Annotated in this window: 21 protein-coding genes; 8 read left to right on the top strand and 13 right to left on the bottom strand. The window is 60.8% G+C overall.

The window, feature by feature from the left end; translation table 11 throughout:
- Nucleotides 1-2 precede the first annotated feature (2 nt).
- Complete coding sequence (locus tag ABIA90_RS34340) at nucleotides 3-995, top strand: 3-hydroxybutyryl-CoA dehydrogenase (RefSeq protein WP_354120456.1); 993 nt, start codon at nucleotides 3-5, stop codon at nucleotides 993-995.
- Here the strand turns inward: ABIA90_RS34340 and ABIA90_RS34345 are convergent.
- The 6 genes from ABIA90_RS34345 to ABIA90_RS34370 all read right to left on the bottom strand — a co-directional run bounded on the left by ABIA90_RS34345 (nucleotide 992) and on the right by ABIA90_RS34370 (nucleotide 7,348).
- Nucleotides 992-2,038 carry a 2,5-dihydroxypyridine 5,6-dioxygenase NicX family protein gene (locus ABIA90_RS34345; protein WP_354120455.1) on the bottom strand — a complete coding sequence of 349 codons (1,047 nt, stop codon included), beginning with the start codon at nucleotides 2,036-2,038 and terminating at the stop codon, nucleotides 992-994. The two genes, ABIA90_RS34340 and ABIA90_RS34345, sit on opposite strands and share 4 nt — an antisense overlap.
- A 39-nt stretch (nucleotides 2,039-2,077) precedes the next feature.
- Complete coding sequence (locus tag ABIA90_RS34350) at nucleotides 2,078-2,845, bottom strand: ABC transporter permease (RefSeq protein ID WP_354120501.1); 768 nt, start codon at nucleotides 2,843-2,845, stop codon at nucleotides 2,078-2,080.
- Nucleotides 2,842-3,627 carry an ABC transporter permease gene (locus ABIA90_RS34355; protein WP_354120454.1) on the bottom strand — a complete coding sequence of 262 codons (786 nt, stop codon included), beginning with the start codon at nucleotides 3,625-3,627 and terminating at the stop codon, nucleotides 2,842-2,844. Before ABIA90_RS34355 ends, ABIA90_RS34350 begins: the two co-directional genes overlap by 4 nt.
- Nucleotides 3,624-4,469 carry an ABC transporter ATP-binding protein gene (locus ABIA90_RS34360; protein WP_354120453.1) on the bottom strand — a complete coding sequence of 282 codons (846 nt, stop codon included), beginning with the start codon at nucleotides 4,467-4,469 and terminating at the stop codon, nucleotides 3,624-3,626. The genes ABIA90_RS34355 and ABIA90_RS34360 overlap by 4 nt, the downstream gene beginning before the upstream one ends.
- A 124-nt stretch (nucleotides 4,470-4,593) precedes the next feature.
- Nucleotides 4,594-6,288, bottom strand: coding sequence for a dihydroxy-acid dehydratase (ilvD, locus tag ABIA90_RS34365; protein ID WP_354120452.1), 1,695 nt, complete (start codon nucleotides 6,286-6,288; stop codon nucleotides 4,594-4,596).
- 76 nt (nucleotides 6,289-6,364) lie between these two features.
- Nucleotides 6,365-7,348 (bottom strand): ABC transporter substrate-binding protein, encoded by a 984-nt coding sequence (locus ABIA90_RS34370; protein WP_038958560.1) that lies wholly within the window; start codon nucleotides 7,346-7,348, stop codon nucleotides 6,365-6,367.
- A gap of 165 nt (nucleotides 7,349-7,513) precedes the next feature.
- Here ABIA90_RS34370 and ABIA90_RS34375 point away from each other — a divergent pair, with 165 nt between their 5' ends.
- Nucleotides 7,514-8,422: an NAD(P)-dependent oxidoreductase gene (locus ABIA90_RS34375; RefSeq protein ID WP_354120451.1), complete on the top strand. Its 909-nt coding sequence runs from the start codon at nucleotides 7,514-7,516 to the stop codon at nucleotides 8,420-8,422.
- Between the two features lie 24 nt (nucleotides 8,423-8,446).
- Here the strand turns inward: ABIA90_RS34375 and ABIA90_RS34380 are convergent, their stop codons facing one another.
- The 3 genes from ABIA90_RS34380 to ABIA90_RS34390 all read right to left on the bottom strand — a co-directional run bounded on the left by ABIA90_RS34380 (nucleotide 8,447) and on the right by ABIA90_RS34390 (nucleotide 11,706).
- Nucleotides 8,447-9,010 (bottom strand): flavin reductase family protein, encoded by a 564-nt coding sequence (locus ABIA90_RS34380; RefSeq protein WP_354120450.1) that lies wholly within the window; start codon nucleotides 9,008-9,010, stop codon nucleotides 8,447-8,449.
- A gap of 9 nt (nucleotides 9,011-9,019) precedes the next feature.
- Nucleotides 9,020-10,225 (bottom strand): acyl-CoA dehydrogenase family protein, encoded by a 1,206-nt coding sequence (locus ABIA90_RS34385; protein WP_354120449.1) that lies wholly within the window; start codon nucleotides 10,223-10,225, stop codon nucleotides 9,020-9,022.
- A gap of 212 nt (nucleotides 10,226-10,437) precedes the next feature.
- On the bottom strand, nucleotides 10,438-11,706 hold the full coding sequence (locus ABIA90_RS34390) for a CaiB/BaiF CoA transferase family protein (protein WP_354120448.1): 1,269 nt from the start codon (nucleotides 11,704-11,706) through the stop codon (nucleotides 10,438-10,440).
- 170 nt (nucleotides 11,707-11,876) lie between these two features.
- Between ABIA90_RS34390 and ABIA90_RS34395 the strand changes: the two genes are divergently transcribed.
- Complete coding sequence (locus ABIA90_RS34395) at nucleotides 11,877-12,341, top strand: hypothetical protein (protein WP_354120447.1); 465 nt, start codon at nucleotides 11,877-11,879, stop codon at nucleotides 12,339-12,341.
- 38 nt (nucleotides 12,342-12,379) lie between these two features.
- Here ABIA90_RS34395 and ABIA90_RS34400 read toward each other — a convergent pair whose 3' ends face one another.
- Nucleotides 12,380-12,703 carry a hypothetical protein gene (locus ABIA90_RS34400; protein ID WP_049813059.1) on the bottom strand — a complete coding sequence of 108 codons (324 nt, stop codon included), beginning with the start codon at nucleotides 12,701-12,703 and terminating at the stop codon, nucleotides 12,380-12,382.
- 552 nt (nucleotides 12,704-13,255) lie between these two features.
- On the opposite strand from ABIA90_RS34400, the gene ABIA90_RS34405 reads away from it, so the two are divergent.
- The 3 genes from ABIA90_RS34405 (at nucleotide 13,256) to ABIA90_RS34415 (ending at nucleotide 18,352) form a co-directional block, all read left to right on the top strand.
- On the top strand, nucleotides 13,256-13,780 hold the full coding sequence (locus ABIA90_RS34405; protein WP_354122493.1) for a response regulator: 525 nt from the start codon (nucleotides 13,256-13,258) through the stop codon (nucleotides 13,778-13,780).
- Nucleotides 13,781-13,828: 48 nt separating this feature from the next.
- Nucleotides 13,829-15,358 (top strand): FAD-dependent monooxygenase, encoded by a 1,530-nt coding sequence (locus ABIA90_RS34410; protein ID WP_354120445.1) that lies wholly within the window; start codon nucleotides 13,829-13,831, stop codon nucleotides 15,356-15,358.
- Between the two features lie 1,005 nt (nucleotides 15,359-16,363).
- Entirely contained in the window at nucleotides 16,364-18,352 is a 1,989-nt protein-coding gene (locus ABIA90_RS34415) for an acyltransferase family protein (RefSeq protein WP_354120444.1), read from the top strand.
- 918 nt (nucleotides 18,353-19,270) lie between these two features.
- On the opposite strand, the gene ABIA90_RS34420 is transcribed toward ABIA90_RS34415, so the two are convergent.
- A complete protein-coding gene (locus tag ABIA90_RS34420; RefSeq protein ID WP_071911808.1) occupies nucleotides 19,271-20,053 on the bottom strand; it encodes an outer membrane protein in 783 nt (260 codons plus the stop codon).
- Nucleotides 20,054-20,164: 111 nt separating this feature from the next.
- Between ABIA90_RS34420 and ABIA90_RS34425 the strand changes: the two genes are divergently transcribed.
- Together ABIA90_RS34425 and ABIA90_RS34430 are read left to right on the top strand one after the other, a co-directional pair.
- Complete coding sequence (locus ABIA90_RS34425; RefSeq protein WP_071911807.1) at nucleotides 20,165-20,767, top strand: helix-turn-helix domain-containing transcriptional regulator; 603 nt, start codon at nucleotides 20,165-20,167, stop codon at nucleotides 20,765-20,767.
- 405 nt (nucleotides 20,768-21,172) lie between these two features.
- The gene (locus ABIA90_RS34430) at nucleotides 21,173-21,445 is read left to right on the top strand and encodes a hypothetical protein (RefSeq protein ID WP_155795050.1); all 273 of its coding nucleotides are present in this window, start codon (nucleotides 21,173-21,175) and stop codon (nucleotides 21,443-21,445) included.
- A 324-nt stretch (nucleotides 21,446-21,769) separates the two neighbouring features.
- Here the strand turns inward: ABIA90_RS34430 and ABIA90_RS34435 are convergent, their stop codons facing one another.
- On the bottom strand, nucleotides 21,770-22,297 hold the full coding sequence (locus ABIA90_RS34435) for a Cache 3/Cache 2 fusion domain-containing protein (protein ID WP_354120443.1): 528 nt from the start codon (nucleotides 22,295-22,297) through the stop codon (nucleotides 21,770-21,772).
- A 492-nt stretch (nucleotides 22,298-22,789) separates the two neighbouring features.
- Nucleotides 22,790-23,197, bottom strand: coding sequence for a hypothetical protein (locus ABIA90_RS34440; RefSeq protein ID WP_354120442.1), 408 nt, complete (start codon nucleotides 23,195-23,197; stop codon nucleotides 22,790-22,792).
- Between the last annotated feature and the right edge of the window lie 343 nt (nucleotides 23,198-23,540).

A 23,540-nucleotide genomic window follows, 5' to 3' on the forward strand; every position in this document is an offset into this window, starting at 1 on the left:
CGATGACCAGCCGCGCCAACATTGCCTGCCTCGGGGCCGGCCGCATGGGGCGCGGCATCGCCGTCGCGTTCGCCTACGCAGGGCATATGGTCACGATGATCGACATCAAGGGCCGTTCCGCGGAAGATTTCGCCAGGCTGGAGGCGGACGCGCTCGACGAAGTCAGGAAGACCTTTGCCAGCCTGTCGAAGCTGGGACTGCTGAGCGAGGCGGATGTCGATCCGCTTATCGCACGGGTCTCGGTGGTGCCAGCGAGCCGAAGCGGCGCAGCGCTGTCCGGCGCCGGAATGGTTTTCGAGGGCGTTCCCGAGATCGTCGAGCTCAAGCGCGAGGTGCTGGGGGCGGCTTCAAAACAAGTCGGCCCGGATACGATCATCGCTTCGACCACGTCGACCATCCTCGTCGACGATCTCTCCGGTGCGATCGTGAACCCTCGCCGCTTCCTCAATGTGCACTGGCTCAATCCAGCCTACCTGATCCCGCTGGTCGAGGTTTCACCCAGCAAAGCCACCGATCTCGCCATCATCGATGAGGTCAAGGCGCTGCTCGAAGCCATCGGAAAGGTCCCCGTGGTCTGCGCGGCGACGCCCGGCTTCATCGTCCCGCGCATCCAGGCGCTGGCGATGAACGAGGCCGCACGCATGGTCGAGGAAGGCGTCGCCAGCGCCGAGGAGATCGACAAAGCGATCCGTTACGGCTTTGGCTTCCGCTATGCCGTGCTCGGACTGCTCGAGTTCATCGACTGGGGCGGCGGCGACATCTTGTACTACGCCAGCCGGTACCTCGAAGGCGCGCTCGGCAGCGACCGCTATCGCGCGCCGGACGTCATTTCCCGCAATATGCAAGAAGGCCGGATCGGCTTGCGAACGGGTGCCGGCTTCCTCGATTATTCAGGCATGGACGTCGATGCCTATCGCGTGAAGCGGCTTCAGGCCATGGTCGACCTGCTCCGGCATTTCGGCCTCGCGCGCCCACCGGTCCTCGACCGCAGCTAGCCGAAGACGTCCTGCAGCACGCCTTCGCGAACGACCGCGACGCCATCGAGTTCGATCGTCGTTCCCATCATCGGCAGATCGAAATGGCCCGCGGTGTAGCGGCCGGCAAATTCGTTCGCGCCGGTCGAGAACAGGAAATTACCGGAGACAGCACGAATTTCAGTGCCATTGGTGTCACGCTGGTCGTACATCGACAACGCTTCGTAACGCGCGCCCGGATTCATGCCGAAACCGACATGCGAGACCGCATAGGCCTCGCGATCGCCCCACGCTGCGAGATAGGCGCGCATCATCGCCGCATCCGTGCCCTCGCCCTCCAGCTCGACGACATAATCGTCCTTCAGCGTCATTTTCACCGGGGACGCCAGGTAGCGCTTGAAGGTCAGATTGATGTCACCGGGGGCCATCACCAACGTCCCGTTGATCGTTCCGCTCTTGGGAAAGCTAACCACAATGCCACCTGGCCAGTGCGCCAGCGTGCCCGGCTTGTCGGTCCAGCCCCACACGCCGACCGTGGACGCACCGACCATGTCAACGTCGAGCGCCGTGCCGGCTTTCGATGTCACGCGCATCCGCTTCGTCCCACGCAACAACTTCGCCGCCGCGCGAACGCGCTTCTCGAGTGCGGGATCCGGCACCATCCGCTCCAGCGCTTCCGGGTGTTCGTTGGAGATCACCAGTATCCGCGCACCGGCCTTGAGGATCTCCGGCGTCTCCACCGCGTGCATCAAGCCCTCGATGGTGCAATCCACCACAAAGCCGGCCTGCTGGAGTGCGGTGATGACCGGACCAAGCCGCTGGATTGCCTCGCTTGCCCCGGTCGAGCGAACCGGCACGATATTCCGGTTACGCGGCGTCGGCATCACCACATGAAACGGCCGCGCGCCCATCCGCAGCAGCGCGAGCTCCGCCAAATGAACGTTCAACGTACGCGATTGGGTTTCCGAGAGGATTGCCGCGGTGTCGCCGGCCTTGACGGCGCAGCGCTCAAAGATCTCGCAAAACGCGTCGATCCATTTTGCCTCGATGCGATCCGCCAGCATGGTTCACTCCCGGTCTTCTGGTTTCTTTGTTCAGTCAGATCACGCTTCGGGGAAGCCCCGCAAGAGATACGATCGCAGGGCGCCCAGCAAGCCGTTCAGGATCAACCCCAGCAGCGAGATCGTGATCAGCGGCACGAACATGTCGACGGCCTGAAAAGTTCGGGCCGCCGTCACCAGCACATGCCCCAACCCGTCCGTCGACGTGATCATTTCGGCCAGAAACACCACGATGCAGGAAATGACAAGGCCGATCCGGCAGCCAGTCAGGATCGACGGCATCGCCGCCGGCAAGACCACCTTGAACAAGATTTCATAGCGCGGCGTTCCCGCTGCCATCGCCGACCAGATCAGCTTCTGCTCGACGGCTAACGCGCCGTAATAGGTGGACAGCAAAATGGGAAAAAGCGCATCCGCAGCCACCAGCGTAATCTTCGATCCGTGACCGAAGCCGAGCAGAAGCAGCAGCGCCGGATAGAGTGCGACTTTAGGCAACGGCGCCAATACGCGCACGATTGGCCGAACCACGGCATTGATCGCTGGATTAGCGGCCGCGGCGATGCCGATACTTACACCGAGCACGACCGCAATCGCAAAGCCGGCAAACAGCCGGATCAGGGTCGCCGCGATCTCCTGCTGAAACGTCCACGTCACGAGTTGCTGGAGCAACCTGCTGAAGACGTATCCCGGGGGCGGCAGCAAGACCGCAGGCGCAAAGCCGAACGATACGAGGCTTTGCCACACCGCGATTACCAGCACAATTGGCGCGAGCCCGAGAACGACGTTTGCTGGGGGAAGACGCGATCTCATGAGAAGCTCAGCGGCATGTCGAACTGAGGCTCGGACCAGCGCACCAGCCGTGCGCGGACCCGCTCGAAAATCGCATCGAGGCAAATTCCCATCGCCCCCACGATGATGATCATCGCGAAGACGGTGTCGTATTGGCCCATGTCCAGCGCATTGAACAGAATGTTGCCGGCGCCGGACTGGCGGGCGATCATCTCGCTGGTGATCATCGTGATCAACGCCAGCACGAGACCTGTGCGACATCCGGTCAGGATCTCCGGCAGCGCCGCGGGCAGCACGATCCGCACCAGCCGTTGCAGCGGCGAAAGTCCCATCGCGGCGCCCGACCACAGCATCTTCTCTTCGACTGCCTGGGCGCCCTCAAAGCTGTGATAGATCACGGGAAGGCTGACGCCGAGGAAGATCACCAGCGTCTTCGTGATGTCGCCGACGCCCAGCCAAAGCATGATGATCGGCATCAGCGCCGCTTTCGGCACCGGATAGATCACCATCAGAAGCGGGTTGAAGAAGGCCGCGACGGCGCGGCTACGCCCCATCAACAGACCCAGCGGGATCGAAACGAGCACGGCTACACTGAACCCGATCGCCATGCGGCGAAGCGAGGCCAGGATATTGATCAGCGATTCCTTGTCGCCAAGGATGTCCGGGATCGCGCGGATCGCCTCGATCGCCGTCGGAAAGCTGTCATTCTTCAGCGCCAGCGACGCGACCTGCCACACCGCAAGCAGCCCGATGCAAGCGAACACCGGGGCGGCACGTCTGGCGGCCGCAGCCAGCGATGTCATGACGGCGCCCCGGTCTCGTCGACCTCGTCGAACATGCGCTCGATGTCGACGACGTATTTCTGATAGCGCGGATCGAGCAACAGCTCGTTGCGGCGACGCGGCCGAGGCAGATCGATGTCGATCACCTGCCGAATGCGGCCGGGAGATTTCGACATCATCACGACCTTGTCCGACAGGAACACGGCCTCGTCGACCGAATGGGTCACGAACAGCACCGTCTTGCGGTCACGCTCCCAGATGTTCAGGAGATCATTCTGGAGACGTGTACGGGTGTGCGCGTCGAGCGCGCCGAACGGCTCGTCCATCAGCAGAACTTCAGGGTGGTAAGCCAAAGTCCGGGCCAACGCGACGCGCTGCTTCATGCCACCCGAGAGCTCCTTGGGATAAAAGTTCTCATAGCCTTTGAGGCCGACCATCTCGATCAAGGCCCGGCTCTGTGCTCCGGCCTCGGTGGCAGGCACACCTTGCTGGCGCGGGCCATACATCACATTGCCCAACACGGTCTTCCAGGGAAACAGAGCGAACTCCTGAAACACTGGTCCGCGATCCGGACCCGGCCCCGTGATCGTCTGTCCCTTCATCCTCGCCACGCCGCTGGTCGGGTTGACGAAGCCGCCGACGATATAAAGAAGTGTCGACTTGCCGCAGCCGGACGGACCAAGGATGGAGACGAAGGCTCCTTCCCCGATCGTCAGCGAGATGTCCGATAACGCCAAATGATCCTTGCGCGCCGAGGTCTGGAAAACCTGGGAGACGCGGTCGATCTCGATGATCGCAGAAGCCGGCCTTTGTGACGTCACCGGATTCACCCATTCGCTCGATCTCGAAGGCACTACCCTCATCCCGTCTCTCGCTTGACTCACGCGCGAACGTCACGCAACCGATCCGCTGATGTCCTCCATCAGCTGATCGAGCTTAGCAAGAAACTTGCCAGACAGGCGGTCATTCTCGCACGGAAGCGGCGCGTCATTCGAACCAAGGCCATTCTGCAGGGCCCTCATGTGTGACGGCCCCGCCCGGCGCCTGTCCGACCAGCCGCGCATACTTTGCGAGCGCACCTGCACGGTGACGGGGCGGCCTCGGCTTCCAATCGCGTCGGCGCGCCGTGAGTTCCTGGTCGTCGACCAGCATATCCATCCGCCGGTTTGCGGCATCGATCCGGATCCTGTCGCCGTCGCGAACAAGCGCTAACGGACCGCCGACAAACGCTTCGGGGGACACGTAGCCGATGCACATGCCGCGAGTAGCGCCGGAGAACCGTCCATCGGTGATCAGGGCCACTTTCTCGCCCATACCCTGGCCGTAGATCAGCGCGGTAACGCCGAGCATCTCGCGCATGCCCGGGCCGCCGACTGGCCCTTCGTTGCGGATCACCAGCACCTCGCCCGCCGTGTAGGCGCGGTCACGGACCGCTTTGACACACGCCTCCTCATCTTCGAAGACGCGCGCAACGCCCTCGAAGTGCTGACTCTTCAACCCTGCGACCTTGATCACCGCACCGTCTGGACAGAGATTGCCCTTTAGAACCGCCACGCCACCATCAGGCATGATCGGCGCACGAGACGCGTAAACGACTTCACCATCGGGAGCGTTGGCCGCGCTATATTCTTCGGCGAGCGTGCGCCCGGTGACGGACAAGCAGCTCCCATCGATGTGCCCGCTCTGGATCAACTCGCGGATCACGACGGCCGCGCCGCCGATGTCGTAGACATCCTTCGCCGTGTATTTGCCACCCGGCCGCAAGTTTCCGATCAGCGGCGTCCTGGCAAAGACCTTGCCGACGTCATCGATCGTGAATGCGATCCCGGCCTCATTCGCGATCGCCGGCAGATGCAGCGCTGCGTTGGTCGAGCCGCCCGTGGCGGCAACAATCGCCGCGCCGTTCTCGAGGGATTTCCGAGTCACGAGGTCGCGCGGCAGCGGGCCGCCACGTTCCAGCATCTCCATCACCAGTCGCCCGGCGCGGCGCGAGATCTGTGCACGTTCGGCATAGACACCGGGTACCATCGAGACGTTGGGAATGGTCAGCCCCATCGCCTCCGACACCATTCCCATCGTGTTCGCGGTAAACTGGCCGGCGCACGCGCCAATGGTCGGCAGGCAGGCGCGCTCGATCCGTTCGAGCGTGGCCCCGTCGATCTCTCCGGTCATGAAGCTGCCGACAGCTTCATAGGAGTCGAGCACCGTGAGAGTCCGCCCGTCCACCCGGCCCGGCAGCGAGCTGCCGCCGTAGATGAAAATGGACGGTACGTTGCAACGAACCATGCCCATCATCACGCCGGGAAGCGTCTTGTCGCATCCGCCGTACCCGATCAGCGCGTCATAGGCGAGACCATGAACGACGGCTTCGATCGAATCGGCAATCAGCTCGCGTGAAAAGAGAGAAAACTTCATTCCCTCGTGATTCATGCTGATGCCGTCGGAGACCGACACGGTGGAGAATTCGCGCGGCGTGCCGCCCGCCTCCTCGATTCCCGTCTTGGCCGCGGCCACCTGGAAGTCGTGGGTCATATTGCAGGGCGTCTGCTCGCCCTTCATGCTGACGACGCCCACCATCGGCTTGGCGATCGCGGCGTCGTCGAGCCCCATTGCGCGCATGAAAGCGCGGTGCGGAGCCCGGTCGAGGCCGTCAGTCGTGACCCGTGATCGCAACTTCTTCATGCGCGCATCTTCTTCATGCAACGTCCGGGATGATCCGGGACGCCGCGCCCCCTCGTTCGGACAATTCGCCCGTCGCCTATTCCAGCGGCGCGACGATCGTCGCGTGCTTGAACTGCATGGCATCCAGCTTCGGCAGCATTCCGGTCTCCGCGTAGATGTCCAGCATCTTCTGGATCGCGGGGAAGTTCGGCGCCGCGCCTGGATCGCGGCCGAAATCGTTGTCCTTGAGCAGATAGGTCTCGAGCACCGGAATAGGCGCCTTGAGAACCTCATTGACGACCTTTAGCGTCTCTTCGCGGTTGGCCAGCGCTTTCTTCATACCTGAGGTAATGTCACGCACGTAGGCCTTCACCAAGTCGGGGTTCTTGTCGACGAAATCCGCACGGCAGGCCTCCAGGATGTGCACGATGTTCGGCATTGCCTGCGACAACGAGAACAGCTTTCTTGTGCCCCCCTTCGCCTCCGCACGTGCGGCAAACGGCTGGTTCATGTTGACCGCGTCGACACGGCCCTGGCGCAGCGCATCTTCGGAGACGGCAAAGCCGACCTCAACCAGCTTAATGTCCTTCGCCGGATCGACGCCATTCTGCTTGAGCAACAGGTTGAAGGGGCCTTGCGTGCCGCCGCCGATCACGGAAATGCCGACCGTCTTGCCCTTGAGATCGGCGATCGTCTTGATCGGCGAGTCATCCATCACCGCCCAATAGACCGAGAAACCGCCGGGCTTCTCGAAGACGTGCTGCGCCACGATGTAGGCCTTGAGATTGCCGCCGACCACACCGTTGGCCAGCGACAGCGGCGCTTGCGTCGCGCAATCCAGCGCGCCGGCCGCCAATGCCTGCGTCATCGGCGCGGTGCCCTGAAATTGGGTCCATTCGATGTTGTAGGCCTTGCCGATATTGGGAAACTCAGCCGGCCTGCGCATCATCCAGTACTTGGATTCCTCGGCCGGGATGGTCCAGCCGACGCGAATGGTCTGCTGTGCCCATGACGGGCCTGCCCCCGCGCTCGCAGCCGCGGCCGCTCCCAAAGCCAGGATCCACTTCGAAACGGTTCGCATCGTGCCCACTCCGCTGCTCCGGCGCCGACCGGCGCCGCCCAACCCGACACTCAAATGTTTCATGGTTCAAACAATCAGGCAAGCCATGCGAGCCGAGCGGTTTCACTGTCCGACCTGCAATGTATGGTAAGGCGGCGTTTGCGCTGCGACAGAAGGAGGCAACCTATGGCTGATGCGAGCAAGACAAGCCCGCAGGGCGTCGAGAGGCTGGGCTATCTCGGCCTTGGACTGATGGGAACGCCGATGACCCGGCGCCTGCTCGAAGCCGGCCATCAGGTCGCTGTCTGGAATCGTTCGGAGGGCAAGGTCGCTCCGCTCGTCGCGGCCGGCGCCAGGCGCGCAACCACGCCCCGCGACATGTTGGCGAACGCGGATATCGTCTTCATGTGCGTGACCGATGCCGCCGCCGTCGAAGAGGTGATTTTCGGGCCCGACGGTCTTGCAGCGGCTTCCGGCGCAGGCAAGCTCGTCGTCGACTTCTCGTCGATCCATCCCGACGCCGCGCGCGATCTTGCAGCGCGGCTGAAAGACGCGAATGGCGCGGGCTGGATAGATGCGCCGGTGTCCGGCGGCACCAAGGGCGCAGAGGAAGGCACGCTCGCCATCATGGCCGGCGGAGAAGCTGCTGACATCGAGCGGGCACGGCCCTATGTGCTGCACATGGCACGCAGGTTCACCCACATGGGCCCGATCGGGGCTGGCCAAACCACAAAACTCTGCAACCAGGTGATCGTCGGATGCGCGATGGCCGTTCTGGCGGAAGCCACGCGCCTTGCCTCGAATGCAGGGATTGACGCAGGCCGGCTGCCCGAGGCGCTCGCCGGCGGCTTTGCGGATTCCATCCCGCTTCAGCTCTTCGTGCCGCGCATGGTCCAGGGCATCCACTCGCCGCCGCTTGGCCATATCGCGACAATGCTCAAGGATCTCGACACGGTCGCCGATGTCGCCCAGGCGACGTCAACGCCGGTGCCGATGGCGACCCTCGCGGGACAGATATTCAGGCTGGCCAAGGCTGCACGCGGCGCCGACGCGGACGCTTTGGAAATCTACAAGCTCTCGGCCACAGACCGCTGAGCCGACGAGCGTCCTCGAATCGCCTTATGGCGACTTCTTGCGTTCATCATCGGCCAGGAACCGGCCATACCCCCCGCGCGCAAACAGCAGGGGCTCCTTGGCATTGTAGGCATAGGCCTCGACCGCGCCGAGAAAGATCACGTGGTCACCGCCATAATAGCGATTGACCGATCGGCATTGAAAGTTGGCGACACTCTCGGAAAGGACCGGCGCGTTCCCGAGGCCCGGAGTCCAGTCGACGCCGGCGAACTTGTCCTCGGACGATTTAGCAAATTTGTTTGCGAGCGCCTGCTGCGACGTGCCGAGTATGTGAACGGCGAAATGGCTGGCGTTCTGAAACACGGGGAGGCTTGAGGAATAGAATCCGAGGCTCCACAGAACCAGAGGGGGATTCAGGGAGACTGACGCGAACGAATTGCAGGTGATACCATAGGGCTTTCCATCAGCGGCCATGGCCGTGATGATCGTTACGCCCGTTCCGTATGTGCCCAGCGCGTTGCGAAAATCACGAGGATTGATCGGCGAGCTGTCGCTGGCGAGTTCATTCGCTGGATCGGAAATGGCGGGCTGCTTCGGCAGATCATTCATCGGCCGGCCTCACAGCGTGAGATTCTCGGACGGCAGGCCCAGAGCCACCCGTCCGTAATTGGTACCGGCCGCATCGAAGTTGAACGCAAGATGCGAGTTTATCGCGTGCGCATCGCGGAACTGCCGCTGCAACACGCCCGTCGTGAACAGACCGCGCGCTCCGCTCGCGGCAAACAGCATCGAGACCGCGTCGGTGCATAGATTCACCGAAAATGCTCCATCGCGACGATACCTGGTCTTGGTCGCCATATCAGGAGTACGATCGCGCCTCGCATCTTCCATTGCATTGACGCAGGCCGAACGCATGATCAGGCGCGCAGCGTCGATCTTGGCCGAGGCTTCCGCGATCTTGATCTGCGTGCTTTGAAAGTCGCTGAGCTTGGCACGGTTGTAGGTCGAGATGCGATGACGCGCGACCTCCGCATAATCGTCGAGACATACTTGAGCGTTCCCCAGCGCGACGCCAGAGAGGACGTAAGGAAACAGCGAGAACACAGGTAGCGAATACAGCGGATTGGGATTGACCTTGCTTCCCGGCGTCGGGCCGCCGGCAAGATCGCCAACCGCGACCGTCATATAGTCGGCCACGAAAGCGTCCCTGACTTCGACATCGCAGGAGCCGGTACCGCGCAGTCCCGTGACATTCCAGGTGTCGAGCACCTTGTAGTCGACTTTCGGCAACAGGAAGATTCGATACTCGATGCCGTCCGCCTCGTCGTCGGAGTAAACGACGCTTGCCAGCATGTTCCATTCGCAGGAGGCAACGCCCGAGGAAAACGGCCAGCTGCCGTGCAACCTGTAGCCGCCCTCGACCCGCGTGGCGCGTCCGGCAGGAAAAATGAACGAGGACGCAATCAGCGCGTCCGGATCGCGGTCCCAGACCAGATCCTGCGCCTTTTGCGCGAACATGCCGAGCATCCAATGATGGCTCGCCAGGTTCGCGAGATTCCACGCCACTGACGCATCCGCCATTCCCAGCAGTTCGGCGCAGTCGACAAGAGCGACATAGTCAAGCTCGGCACCGCCGATGCGCTTCGGCTGCAGCATGCGGAACAGGCCAGCGTCGTGGAGATCCTTCTCGGTTTCCGTCGGAAGATGCCGCAGTTCCTCCGTGCGGGCAGCCCGCTCTCGCAGCCGCGGCACGAGCGCCCGGGTCCTCGCGATCATGGCCGCATAGGCGCGTTCGCCGGCTTCCTGCCCCGTCGGCTCGCCCATGCTCGGCTCTTGACCAGGCGCCATTCGAGTCCCTCGCTTTCACATAGTTATGCGGCGGGAACTTCGCCAAATCAAGCTGGGCAGGGTTTACGTTGCGTGGTCGCCCCACACCCCGGCTGTTCACAGGAATGCGATGTCGCCTATACCGTCTTCTCAAAGCAGCTATCCGCAAGCTTAGCGATGCCTGGCTCCATGGAGCTGACCGCTCAGGCTTAGCCTGATGTCGATGGCTTGCCTGATCCAAAGACGCCCTTCTGAGTGAACTCCGAAATCCGGCGCTCGTCGTAACCGAGCGTATCACGCAGGACGTCTTCGGTATGCTCGCCTAACAGGGGCGCAGCGACGGGATCAATCGCTCCCGTCAGGCTCATATTGATCGGAGGTTCGATATTGGGGACCCACTCTGCAGTACGGTGCGGAATCCTGTTCAGGCGATGGCGCTCGCGGGCCTCGGGCGCATTGAACCCCTCCTCGACCGTTCGGAGATAGCCGACCGGGATATTGGCCAGCTTCATCTTTGCCATCCAGTTCTCGAGGGTATCGCTCGCGAAGACCTCTGCAATGGCTGCCCGCAGGAGCTCCTTGTTCTCAGAGCGCGCCTTGCGCGACGCGAACTGCGGATCAGTGATCAAATCGGGCCGGTTCAGCACCTCGACCACCAGCCGGCGATAGAGCCGGTCGTTGGCGCAGGCCATGTAAAGCGGCCCATCGGAAGCTTCATAGACACCAACAGTGGGGGACCCGTTCGGCGAATTGCCGAACCGGCCAGGGTTTTCGCCGTTGATCAGATAGGCCATGCCGTAGAAGCCGGTCATGCCCATGGCGACGTCGAACAGGGCGACCTCGACATGCTGCCCGCGGCCGAGCCGATCGCGTGCCAAAAGCGCCAGCAAGATGGCGTTGCAGGCGGACATCCCCGTCGCCATGTCCACGATCGGCGGCCCGGTACGAACCGCAGGTCCATCGGCAAACCCATTGAGCGACATGAAGCCACTCTCCGCCTGCGTAATGGGGTCGAAGCCGGGCCGCGCGGCAAATGGTCCTGAGCGTCCGTAAGCCGAGATCGAGCAATAGACCAGCCGCGGGTTGAGCGGCGCGACCGCCTGATAGTCGAGGCCGAACTTCTTCATGACCCCGCTCGAAAAATTCTCCACGACCACATCCGCCTTCCGGATCAGGTCCAGTGCGATCTCGCGAGCCTGCGGCACGATCAGGTCGAGCGCGATGCCGCGCTTGTTGCGGTTCAGGCTCAGATAAGCGGCGCTTTCTCCGCCGATTTCGGCGTGTTCGTAGGCCCGCGTATCGTCGCCACCATCCGGATTCTCGATCTTGATGACGCGTGCACCGAAATCGGCAAGCGTCTGCGTGCAGGCCGGCCCCGCCACGACCCGCGTAAAATCGACGACCAAGAGACCGTCGAGCGCGGTAGGCGCGCCCGTCGCCCGCGACGAACGTTCCGGTAATTGAGGCTTGGTGGGCATCGACGGCGCTCCCTTACATCGGCTTATGGTTGCCGAATTTCCTGCAGGAGCAAACTTAAAGCCCGGCACCACCAACTTCGCAAGTGCTTCACCCGCATCGCTTCAATACGCAAAAAGAGCCCAGCAGCCATCAAGCCGTCGGGCCCCCGAACATTTTGGGAGTGCGAGCTATGCTGTGTCTCGCATTGGCCATCCTGCACCGAGAAAAACTCGTTCCGCATTACGGGAAACCCCGCTCAGCGAAGCCACTTCCGCCAATAGAGCGTGTGCGCCGAGGCCTCGGATACCTCTGGCTCGAAGAGCCGATAGCCCGCCTGGATGAAGTTGTCCGTCGTATTCAAGACAATGGCATCCCTTTCGATACGCAGCCCCCTGAAGTCCCTGCCCCCAATGCCGTCGCAGCACGCCGACCCTCGGGAAGTATCGCCGTTTCGAATGTGCGTCGACGGTATGACGCCGGCAAATGCGACCGCCTCATCGCCATGTTAGGCAAGCCACCACGCTCCCAACCCGAATTGCGGCATGGCCGCCGCGTCGAAGAACGTCGACCGATGCAGATCAGCCAACGTATCGACGAGGTCGTCATCGGATGCATCAACGATGCGAATTTTGTACGGCCCGTTTGCGGGAAATAGCGTGCGTGCAAGTGCAGAGATGTCGGCACCGTGGGAGCTCACTTGCCCAGCACGACCCTAACGCCTAGCAAAACGGCCCCCATCAGTCCGGTCGCGATCACCGTGATAACGGCCTTGAAGGTGTAGCTCTGCGCCTGCTCCACGCTCTTTCGCCACCTCCGCACGTGTTGGAGATCAGCCCTTAGCTCCTTCCGGTCGTCGTGTTCGATTCCGAAGGAAGTTAGCACCGATGCGACGGCCTTCAGTACGAAGGCATCGATGCTCTCCTGTTGCAGCCTGTGTTGCTCGGCAAGTGTCTCAGCCACGATCGCCCTGATTTCATCATCTGGTTGATGATCCTTGCAACGTTCTCGAAACCACACTTGGCGAAGTAGAAGGATACAATCAGTCTCGGTCAGCATCCGCGCCTTAGACGTCTTCCGTCGCGCGGGCGGGCGGGCCGGCTCGCTCGCGAGCTCGCCTTCGATCTCATCGTTCAAGAAAACGTCTCCCACAACACGATTGCAACCAAGCCCGCGAGTGCGAGCGATATCAGTTAGGCGGTCATCGTCTCTCCACGAAAAAGAAAAAAAGCGACAGATCGCGTGACCAAGCGCGATCGTTTCGGGCGCGAACCCTATGTCCGTGAGCCCCGAGACCGCAGCGGCGCGAGCAACGGACCCGGCGCCGCGCCGGTCGGCGTTCCTTGAACGTGGTCTAGCGAGTGCGTGGCCGGATGCGCGGCCACCGTCCGATCTCAAAATCGAGACGAAAAACCCGCGGCGGGTGCTTCCAGCGCGGGTGACCAAACTCGTCTCGATGATGTCATTTGCCAGTGTTTCGACATGTCAAACATCCCTCGTTCGACCACACCGTGCCGGAACTTAGCCGAAGAGCGGCGCGTTTATTCCTTCAGTCAAAGGACCGTGCGCGCGATGAGCCATACTGTACGGGTTGTTGACGACGATCCCGGCGTCCTCGACGTCATCGTGGGCATGCTGGAAGATCTCGGCTGCGAGGTGACAAGCGCCCAAAGCGGCCCGGATGCGCTTGATCGGCTCAGGCAGAACGAGAACATCTCCATCCTCATCACGGACATCAGTATGCCGGGCATGGACGGCCGAACTGGCGAAGCAGCTACGCCCGGAATTGAAGATCCTGCAATTATCGGGGCGCGAACCGCGGCGCGGGGGCCTGCCAATGATCAGGAAGCCGTTTTCGTTCGAGGAGCTCCCCGACACCATGCGGCGAACCACCGGCGTTCGCTGAACGCCAGAGGCCAAAAGAAAACCCGCGGCGGGAGCTCCCGCGCGGGTCGAACCAAACTCATGTCGATGATGCCATTCTGCCGGTGTTTTGCCCGACGTGTCAACACGGCGAACGCGGAAGAAGGAGCCCTTCCTCCCAGTTTGATATGTGGTGCGCAAGGGGCTTGCTTCAAGTCCCCCGCCCTGCCGTAGAACCCCCGCCCCAATGAGCATCCAAAGCAGCAACGCGAGGGGGTCCACATGCCTGTATTGCTTCCGTCGTCCCGGCCGCGCGGCCGTACCGAGCGGGCCGGCGCCAGCCGCGCGAGTCACCATGCCGTGCTGATCGCCGGCGGCGGCCCGACCGGTTTGATGCTGGCCGCCGAGCTCGCGCTCGCGGATGTCGACGTCGCCGTGGTCGAGCGGCGCCCGGATCAGGAGCTCGTCGGTACGCGGGCCGGCGGATTGCACGCGCGGACCATCGAGATCCTCGATCAGCGCGGCGTCGCGGAGCGCTTCCTGCGCGAGGGGCAAGTCACCCAGCTCGCGGGCTTCGCCTGGACCAGGCTCGACATCGGCGATCTCCCCACCCGGCACGCTTATGGCCTCGCGCTGCGGCAGAGCCACATCGAGCGCATCCTGGCCGACTGGGTCGAGGAGCTCGCGGTGCCGATCTATCGAAACTCCGAGGTGATCGGCTTCGTTCAGGATGCGACCAGCATCGACGTTGCGCTCGCCGGCGGCAAGACATTGCGCGCAAGCTACCTCGTCGGCTGCGACGGCGGTCGCAGCCTGGTACGCAAGAAGGCCGGCATCGATTTCGTCGGCTCCGATCCGACGCTCAGCAATCTCATGGCCGAAGTCGAGATGCGCGACGAGCCGGTATGGGGTCTCCGCCACGACGCCATCGGCTTTCATGGCCTCAGCAAGGCGGAGAGCGGTCGCGTGCTGGTCGTCGTGACGGAAGCGACGCTCGACCGCACCGGCGAACCCGGCCTGCGCGATCTCAGCGATGCGCTCGTCGCCGTGTACGGCACCGACTTCGGGCTCCAAAATCCCGCCTGGATCTCCCGCTTCACCGATGCGGCGCGGCAGGCCGTGTCCTATCGCCGGGAGCGCGTGCTGCTCGCCGGCGATGCCGCGCATATCCATCACTCCGTCGGCGGGCAAGGCCTCAACACCGGCGTGCAGGACGCGGTCAATCTCGGCTGGAAGCTGGCGCAGGTGGTCAGGGGAATTTCGCCCGACGGCCTGCTCGATACCTACCACGCCGAGCGTCATCCCGTTGCTGCGCGCGTCTTGCGCAACACCCTGGCGCAAATCGCCATGCTCCGCCGCGGCGAGGCTGGCCTCAAGGCCGCGCGCAACGTGGTGTCCGACCTGCTCGCCATGGACGAGCCGCGCCAACGTTTTGGCGCGATGATGAGCGGACTCGACATCCGCTATGATCTCGGCGAAGGACACGAACTGCTCGGGCGCCGGATGCCCGATCTCGACCTGATCGTCGAGGGCCATCCGCAGAGATTGTTCACGCTGCTGCACGGAGCGCAGGCCCTGCTGATCAATTTCGGCAAGTCCGGCGGGTTCGACATCGCACCCTGGGCAGATCGCATCAGGGTCGTCAACGCCAGCCACGACGGCGCGTGGGAGCTCCCCGCCATCGGGCAGGTCGCCGCGCCCGAAGCCGTGCTGGTTCGGCCAGACGGGCACGTGGCGTGGGTCGGAGATGAAAGCCAACGAGGACTCGAGGACGCGCTGACCACCTGGTTTGGACCGGCTGCTGCGGTGTAGCGCGCGAACGTCAGAGGCGCCATACAAACAAAGCCCGCGGGATTCCGCGGGCTTGATTGGCATCAGGTTTTCGAAACACGGCTCAATATCCGAACGTTACGCCGCTCGCTGCTCTCCGAAGGCAAAGGTCTCACGTTCGAATCGTGTCGGGTGCGCCAGTGTTTCTCTCGATCTACCAACCTCTTAGAGCGTTGGTGGTAGCTCCTCAAAAGCTCCTCAGACCGGCCGGTCACAAGCTGGTCACGCGAGAGGAGCTTTTTGAATGGCAAGCCTACGGTTCAGGAACGGGAAGTGGCAGGTCCAAGTCAGACGCCACGGACACACACAACAAGCCAAGTCGTTTCAATCAAAATCTGATGCACAACGTTGGGCACGGCAGATCGAAGCCGAGTTAGATCGGACTTTGATCCCCAACGACGTACGATCTCTCAATACAATCACTGTTGCGCAGCTTCTCACGCGCTATCGCGACAACGTCACCAATGAGAAGGCACGCCAGCGAGAGGCGCTGAGAGGCTTCAGAGATCCGTCGTTCAGGATGCACCGCAATACGCTGAGACGGACTGGCATGGCTCTGAGGGGCCGCGTCAGCCCCGCTTATGCGGTCGGCTGCGACCATACCGAATTACGCGATCATATCGCTGGTCAGTTTCGTACGGGAATGCGTTGGGAGAGGTATCGGCAATGGGAAGTCGATCATATCAGGCCGCTTTCGTCGGCGCAAACACTAAGCGAATTGATCGCGCTATGCCACTTCAGCAACCTCCAACCGCTGTGGCGAAGCGAGAACCTAAGAAAGGGCGGGGCCTAGCGCCCTGTCCACTCCCTCGTGCATCTGTCTTTTGCCTTTTTCCCCTAGAGTTAGACCCCAATAGCGGGATTGGCCGTAGCTGTTCGTCTAGATCGCTGTTCGGCGGGTAGGACGGCTACCTTTATTAGAAGCCAAAATTGAGGTTTACACCCTGAAATCCTCTCAGGTATTAGACTGCAATCCAGTAGAAATATTTGGAAACGTTGCAGCTTCTGGTGGCCTCATTGGAGATGATAGGTTCGGAGGGGACGAGCTTTCGCAGGGAAATCGTTCAACTTCGAGCGATTGCTGTCCTGAGCGTTCTGCTGTTTCACTTGAAAGTACCGGGCTTTCAGGGCGGCTTCGTCGGAGTCGACGTCTTTTTCGTCATCTCCGGCTACTTGATCACTCGCAATATCCTCGTGGACGACGCTGGCGGTCGCTTCTCCTTCAGCGCGTTCTACTTGCGACGAACGAGGCGCATCTATCCAGCCCTGATCTTCACGGTGCTTATGACGTACCTGTCGGGCGCATTATGGACGGCGCCTCTACTGTTTCTCGATATTGCGAAGGAGTGCACGCATGCGCTGCTGTCGATCGCAAACATCCAATATTGGAGAGAAGCAAGCCATTACTTCGCAGCGAAGTCGGACGAACTCGCTCTGCTTCACTGTTGGTCGCTGTCGCTTGAAGAGCAGTTCTATCTTATTTGGCCCGCACTCCTGATCGCCGCGGCGCGCGTTGGATGCATAAGATCGGCAATCGTCCTGTTGTCGCTTGCATCCTTCTTGGCCACGATATGGGTTGGCCCCATCGACAGCTCTGCCGTTTTCTTCTTGATGCCGTTTCGCATGTTCGAGTTCGGTTGTGGCGCCTTGGTGCTTTTCGCCGGTCAAACGCCACGCCGCCAATCGGTCCGTGAATTGCTTTCGGCGGCTGGCTTCGCTGTGATCTTGTCCAGTGCCCTTTTGCTGCAGCCAGACACGTCACGGCAAGAATTGCTCGTTGTGATCCCATGCCTTGGCGCTGCTGCTGTGATTTGGACCGGAGATACAACCTTCGTTTCTCGCGCTCTACGCTCTCAGGCGCTAACCGCCATCGGAACAATCTCGTATTCACTCTATCTTTGCCACTGGCCGATCATTTTCTACTCGCGCTTCATCTTTGGTGAGGCGGCCGACACTGCTGGAGGCAATATAGTCATGCTTGTAACGATGCTTTTCGTCGCTACCAGCATGTACTATTTCGTGGAACGTCGCTTCATCGTTGCTGGAGGCGCAGCCTCTGGAGCGCCGCTTAAGACATTGATGAAATTCAGCGCGGCTATTCTGGCATTTGCGATTCTGACTCACGCAACATTCATTCTGAAGGGCTTTGCATGGCGGGTGCCTGAGTCGGTTTTGGCGGATGGAAGGCTCGACAGTTCTCCCACTACTGATCAAGTCGTTTGGCCGCCGGGCCTACCGATTGTTGACTTGGCTGGAGACTCCCATGCTGAAATGTACGTGGCGGCAATGTTGCCGTTAGTCGAGAGCCTAGGTGGAAACCTTCAGTACGTTGGCACTGCCGGATGCCCGATTGTCAAAGGAGCAGCCATCCGATCGCGACGACGCGTGGATTGTCTTCGGGGTCGCGATGAGCAAATCGCTCAACTTGAGACCCAAACGCGCCCGCTGATATTCATCCAGCGGTGGGAAACCTATGACGATGCGGGCATCGATTACGACCAACCAGGCATGTGGCCGAACGATGCTGGATCGTTCGCCAAGCTCGAAGCGGCCCTTTCTGAGACGCTACGCGTGTTAACGCCTGTTCGGCGTGTAATGATTGTGGGCGCCCAAGTTCCCGCCGGCTGCGAGATCAATCGGCCGCGGTTACTTCAAGGGCCGCTGCCTCATGTGCCACCTCCTCCATGTTCGCCCATGTCAAAGGTGAACGCGGTAGCGGCGGGCGCAGCCATCAATGCAATGCTCGCCCGTGTGCAGTCTAAGTATCCCGGAAGGGTCGACTTGCTCAAACCGGTCGATTATCTCTGCGACCAAACGTGCCCAACGTATCACGCAGGCCATTGGCTTTATTGGGACGCTACTCATTTTACCTTGGCCGGATCGACTTTCATGACCGATAGGGCTGCCTCAACATTTCGCACGTTCATGCTGGGTGGATCGAACGCGATGTCTTCAGGCGCACCAACTGAGAACTGATCTATTTCGCCTTCGCGCTCGACGAGGTCCGTCCTCTCGCATACTTCGTCGTGCGCGTGGTGCACGTTGTCGATCACGTATGAAGTAACAGGAGTAAGATTCGGATTCATGCACGAGCTCTCCTGTGTCCGACAAGTACACGCTGGGACGTGCGCCAACTTAAACTTGCGAAGAATGACGGATTTTTTTGTGGGGGCATCAGATAGGTTGACGCTTGCAAGTTTCCCCCATGCCGCGCGTGCGTCGGCAAATTGTGGTCACAGCACTGTCACAACGGTCACATCAATTGGGCTTGCCTCGACTTGACCTTTTGGGGGGGTACGCCCCCTACCATATTGTAGTGATCGCCAGTGTTTTCAGGGACTTTTGAGACTTGCACTAGAGAGACGCCAAGCCCACCGAACCGGTCGCGTTGCCCTCCAATGCAGCCGTTTCACCCGGCGAGCCGACGTCTAGAGCCGGGCTCTGTGGTCTGTATGCAAGCGCGTCGGCCATCCAGCGCGGCCGACCGGTCAATTCCGCAATGCCTTGAGCTGGGGGATCTGGCTCAATCCGCGGTTGGCGCGGCTTCTGTCGGTCAGTGCTCATGTATTCTCCTGCGAACGCAGCCAAAGCTCTTCGTCGAAATCGCCCGTCGCGCCGAAGCTTCCAAGAACGCTCAGCCACAGCCGCCGGCAACGTAGCCGAGGCCGAAAGCACCCCCGACCTTCATTACCGGCCGAAACGACAAAGCCCGCCGCGGAGGTCCGGGCGAGCGTAATTCGGCATTCAATGTGATCGTGCAGGTCATTTTGCATATTCCAGCACTAGGCGTTTGCCTGGATCCCATCGCACTTCGTGTTGCACGAGCGTTCAGGACAAACGAAAAAGCCCCGGCGATGCCGGGGCTTTGACGTCTGAATTTTGGTTCAGTTCAGATCAGTACTTCGCGACGACCGGACCGGTCCAGTTGAAGCGGTAGACCAGCGAGGTCGAGATCGTCTGGTTCCAGCTGTTGGCGCGGATGCTGTTGCCGACCGGAACGTTGCCGACGTCGAACAGCTCGTCCTGGGTCTTGGCGTTGTAGAAGGCCGAACGATATTCGGTCTTCATGAACCAGCCGGGCGAGCTGATGCCGAAGAAGTTCAGGCTATTCTCGACGCCGCCACCGATGAACCAACCGTTGCGGTTGTAGCTGTTGAGGTGGGCACCGACGGGAACGCCGGCGAGGTCCGTGAAGTTGGTCTGGCCGAAGTGGGCGCCCGAGTAACCGCCGTTGACGTAGGTGAGAACGTTCGGGGCGGCCAGCCAGCCGAGGCGCACACCAGCGGCCCACGACGTCTCGAGCTTCTGGGAGCCCGTGATCTGATTGAGCGGATCCTGGATGGTGGCGCGGATGCTGCCGAACTGACCGTCAGCGAACACGCCAGCGACCCAGGTGCCGCTGAACTGCCAGTCGTAACCGGCGCCCACGGTGCCGAACCAGCCCGAGCCGCCCTGGCGCTGGGTGATCGTCAGCGGCGTACCGGAAACCGTATCCACAACGCTCTGGTCAGCATTCGAGAGGCCGCCACCGCCACCGCCGAAAATGTAAAAGCCGGTCCAATTGGCGACCGGCGCCGGCATCGGAGCCTTCACATAGGGACGGGCAGCCAGGTCAGCGGCCGAGGCCGAACCGGTCATCGCCACAACCGCGGCGAGAGCGAGCAAAGTCTTTTTCATTGTCAAAATTACCCCAAGTGGAAGCGTCGTCGATGTCTGTGAGGTAATCTAGACGTATTGGCCGATAATGCTGTAGCTGGAAGGCCACAGTGACGGACAAACGCTCTGGAAATGCTGGCTGGCAACGAAGAAGACATGGCCAATTTAGTCCGCGACAATCCAGCGGCTATCGCCATCTATCTATCTGATAACTTTGAAGAAAATGAGATACTAAAGGCTAAGACGGCGCTCAGCCTCGTCACGCGAGCTCATAACGTACAGATCCTGGCACGGGACGCGGGCCTTCGACGCGACACCCTCTATAGGACGTTTGGCGGTCGAATCGACCCGCAGCTCAGCCGGGTTCTTAGGCTGCTCGAAGCGCTGAACGTAAAGGCCCGGGTTACGCCTGCGTCCAGGATCGCCAGCCCGAGCGCGATCGCTACACGGCTCAGTCAAGCCTTCGCTTTCGACGATCCGACTGACACCATCCGGGAGCTGAGCACCGTCGTCAAATCGCAGAACGTCACCTCGCTCGCGCGCGAACTCGGCATTATGCGGACGACGGTTTACAAGACGTTCGGAGGAACCGTCGATCCGCAGCTAAGCCGGGTCCTAAGTCTCTTTGAGACTTTCCGGGTCAGGCTGGAGGTCGTGCCGTCGACTGAACCCAAGGCCAGGCCCCCCCGTCCGAAGCTTGGTCGACCGCGAAAGACCCTGGTCGAGCGGCCTTAGAGTTTCTCAAGTTGAGCCCCGTCCCGGCACCTATATGCGGCCTCGTACGGGAAACTCTTTCAAGCCAGAAAACGGCAAAGAAAACCCGCTGGCCTCGCATGATGTGCAGGACCGCGCCCTGCGACCAGTGCGGCGGCGGGCGAGTACCTCACGCCAACTCGGCTGACGCGACGTCCTGCAAGCTCGACCCACAGGTCGGCAACAATATCGTTGCGAGTGTCCTGTTGGAGGTTACGTGGTGCGAAGCTGGACAGCCACTCGAAGTCACCGTCTTCGGGTATGTAAAGCGGGATATCGCTGCCAGGCACGACCTCAGCGGGTCGCTCAAAAATCACCCCTTTAACGTGCGCAAGTGTCTTGGTGCTCATAAGCCCCCTGATCGTCGCCGGGTTTCTGGCCGCCCGAATGAAGCGTTCGTTGACATCCGGTCGAGACGTGCGAATTACTCTCCACTGCATTGGGGTGAGAATTGATCGCCTGCCGCCCATCGGCTTGGTGAGTTCGCTCCAGATCACGGATCAAGGCGCACTCGGCAGCATCCCTGCGGAACTTTTTCAACTGGGCCTGCATGTCTTCATTGCGATCGGTTCCGTCATCGTCCGCTGCTTCAAAGTTCTGCGAGCCGCCTCCCTCGCCAACGCCACTTCAGAACGCTTGTTCACCAATTCGGTCATCTGAAAAACCCCTTTGCAATCATATCCGGTCCTGGATCGAGAATAAAAAACCCGCGGCGGATGAATCTCCGGCGCGGGTACGAACGAAATCGTCTCAATGATAGTATTATGCCAGTGTGTTGCCCGACGTGTCAAAGACGCCAAAGCGGCTCCGGGTGCGGGTCGCGCCGGCGCCGTCATTCCAACCGGCAAATCGGCGAGGTCGGTTTTTGGGATTTGAGCAGAAATTCTCTGCTCAACCAGAGTATTGCCGATTTTGACCCAACTCGGACCTCGACAGCTACGGCCGCGCGTCCAGTGTTGCCAGACGATTTCTTATGGCTCTCAACTACTTCTTGTAGCCGACGTAATAGATGCCGATTTCGGCGCCCGTACTGTCCTTGATCGGTTCATATCCGGTTATGTAGGGCGTACCCAGTATAGGCACCTCGCCGTAATGGCTCTTCCCCGCCTTGATCGATTCAAGCGCTGGCCCGGCTAGGACGGTGCCAACTGCTCGGCCGCTTCCATCGGGTTTTGGCACACTTGTGGATACTCGGACGTATTCGCCTCCGTCTTTTGCAAACAGCGTGGCCGTCATCCCTTTGCCGTCCTCGCTTCCAACCGCGTCGACGATGTCGAAATTGTTATTGATCTTAGTCGTGCCGAAATACAGAGCTGGTGCGTCTTTACCCCCAACAGCTTCCCTTCCTTCGAGCTTGGGGGCTCCTAATTTCGCCGTCATGGCTTTTAAGGTTTCCATCGATTTCGTTACTCTCGGATCCGCTTGGGCGTGCCCGGTGCCCGGCATTAGTGTAGAGGTTGCAACAAGGCATGCGGCGGCGATAATGCCGACCAGAAAGGTTTTCCGATCCATTGTAAGCTCCTGATGTGAAATGCGGCATTTTCCTTCACGCGCACATCACGCGGTGTGCACGTCATTCGCGCCTCGGTTTTGACTGCGATTGAACAGACCAGAGATTACAGGTCTAGGAATTTGCCCGCCGACGGCATCAGCGCTGCCGCTAAGATAATTGGCGAGTACAGGACTGTCGGCACGTCCTCATGGCAGCTCGCAAGAGAAGTTACATCACTTCTGCCTTGCCGCAAAGCGCGGTCGCGGCCCGCGCGTTGGCACACGGTTCACTCTGCTTCAAGGTCCTGCGTTAGATTTGTAGTCGGGGTACCCGAAACTGGCGAGCCCGTCGGCACTCGAGCAGTCACAGAAGTGCGCTGTGTTGGGCAGACCGGACATAGGCGACACGGTCGCTGATCGATGCGATTGACCGAGGCGGTCCTGCACGCGGATGGCGCGTTGTCGCATGCACCATCCGCACCCCACAATCGATCTCTTGCGAAGAAACGAGCGTTAAGCCTTCAAGTCGGTGATCCGCATAATCGCGACCACATTCCCATCGTTGAACGCCTGTTCTTTTGTTTCCTTGTTGCAGGTCCAGACAAAATTCTTCTTGCCCGTAAAGGTCTTTCCGTCCTGCTCAAGCCGAAGCTCCCCTTCGGTGATATGGCAGATCATGGCATTCATCATCGGGGGCCCCATGGTCTTCGCCCCCGGCTGCATAATGATATCGCGCATTGAGACGGTCTTAAAACCTGGGATCAAGGATGGTGTTTCGCCTTCATATTCACGCACCACGACACCTGGCCAAGGCGTCGTATCCTTGTAGCTTGTGGCTTGAGCGGCGGCTGGCTTGACCATGGCAGCCGAAACTGCAGTCAACGCGATTCCCAGAGCGGACCTTCGATCGATCTTGCTCATCGCTTTCTCCCGACGTTACCGAACGAGCCGCCGCATAAGCAGCGCGCAAAGTTCGTGGTGAACGGTGGTACGAAACCGAAAAAAGAACGGTCTCTAAGAGAGCGTGCTTGCCGACGGCACAAGTGCTGCTCGTTTGCCCGGACGGTGATTTCGGCACGTCCCGCTTCAAGGGGCAGTGGCATTCTACGTCACCTGACGCATCCGGGAAACAGGTGGCGTCACACGAAGACACTGTGGCCCCTAAGCAATGTCCGGGATTGGCCCTTAATGCACAGGCCAACCTGACGTCTGTTTGCCCATTGATGTGAATACAGACATCATTACGACTAGCGACCCCCCTCAC

The sequence above is a fragment of the Bradyrhizobium sp. LA6.8 genome (assembly GCF_040547935.1).
In the GTDB taxonomy this organism is placed as follows: domain Bacteria; phylum Pseudomonadota; class Alphaproteobacteria; order Rhizobiales; family Xanthobacteraceae; genus Bradyrhizobium; species Bradyrhizobium barranii.

Excerpts from the sequence above, each read along its gene's own strand:
- ABIA90_RS34395 (WP_354120447.1), top strand. The coding sequence starts at position 11,877 with ATGCTGTGTCTCGCATTGGCCATCCTGCACCGAGAAAAACTCGTTCCG.
- ABIA90_RS34440 (WP_354120442.1), bottom strand. The coding sequence starts at position 23,197 with ATGAGCAAGATCGATCGAAGGTCCGCTCTGGGAATCGCGTTGACTGCA.
- ABIA90_RS34405 (WP_354122493.1), top strand. The coding sequence starts at position 13,256 with ATGAGCCATACTGTACGGGTTGTTGACGACGATCCCGGCGTCCTCGAC.
- ABIA90_RS34410 (WP_354120445.1), top strand. The coding sequence starts at position 13,829 with ATGCCTGTATTGCTTCCGTCGTCCCGGCCGCGCGGCCGTACCGAGCGG.
- ilvD (WP_354120452.1), bottom strand. The coding sequence starts at position 6,288 with ATGAAGAAGTTGCGATCACGGGTCACGACTGACGGCCTCGACCGGGCT.
- ABIA90_RS34350 (WP_354120501.1), bottom strand. The coding sequence starts at position 2,845 with ATGAGATCGCGTCTTCCCCCAGCAAACGTCGTTCTCGGGCTCGCGCCA.
- ABIA90_RS34345 (WP_354120455.1), bottom strand. The coding sequence starts at position 2,038 with ATGCTGGCGGATCGCATCGAGGCAAAATGGATCGACGCGTTTTGCGAG.
- ABIA90_RS34370 (WP_038958560.1), bottom strand. The coding sequence starts at position 7,348 with ATGCGAACCGTTTCGAAGTGGATCCTGGCTTTGGGAGCGGCCGCGGCT.
- ABIA90_RS34435 (WP_354120443.1), bottom strand. The coding sequence starts at position 22,297 with ATGGATCGGAAAACCTTTCTGGTCGGCATTATCGCCGCCGCATGCCTT.
- ABIA90_RS34360 (WP_354120453.1), bottom strand. The coding sequence starts at position 4,469 with ATGAGGGTAGTGCCTTCGAGATCGAGCGAATGGGTGAATCCGGTGACG.
- ABIA90_RS34390 (WP_354120448.1), bottom strand. The coding sequence starts at position 11,706 with ATGCCCACCAAGCCTCAATTACCGGAACGTTCGTCGCGGGCGACGGGC.
- ABIA90_RS34420 (WP_071911808.1), bottom strand. The coding sequence starts at position 20,053 with ATGAAAAAGACTTTGCTCGCTCTCGCCGCGGTTGTGGCGATGACCGGT.
- ABIA90_RS34340 (WP_354120456.1), top strand. The coding sequence starts at position 3 with ATGACCAGCCGCGCCAACATTGCCTGCCTCGGGGCCGGCCGCATGGGG.
- ABIA90_RS34380 (WP_354120450.1), bottom strand. The coding sequence starts at position 9,010 with ATGAATGATCTGCCGAAGCAGCCCGCCATTTCCGATCCAGCGAATGAA.
- ABIA90_RS34430 (WP_155795050.1), top strand. The coding sequence starts at position 21,173 with ATGAAGCGTTCGTTGACATCCGGTCGAGACGTGCGAATTACTCTCCAC.
- ABIA90_RS34355 (WP_354120454.1), bottom strand. The coding sequence starts at position 3,627 with ATGACATCGCTGGCTGCGGCCGCCAGACGTGCCGCCCCGGTGTTCGCT.
- ABIA90_RS34375 (WP_354120451.1), top strand. The coding sequence starts at position 7,514 with ATGGCTGATGCGAGCAAGACAAGCCCGCAGGGCGTCGAGAGGCTGGGC.
- ABIA90_RS34385 (WP_354120449.1), bottom strand. The coding sequence starts at position 10,225 with ATGGGCGAGCCGACGGGGCAGGAAGCCGGCGAACGCGCCTATGCGGCC.
- ABIA90_RS34425 (WP_071911807.1), top strand. The coding sequence starts at position 20,165 with ATGCTGGCTGGCAACGAAGAAGACATGGCCAATTTAGTCCGCGACAAT.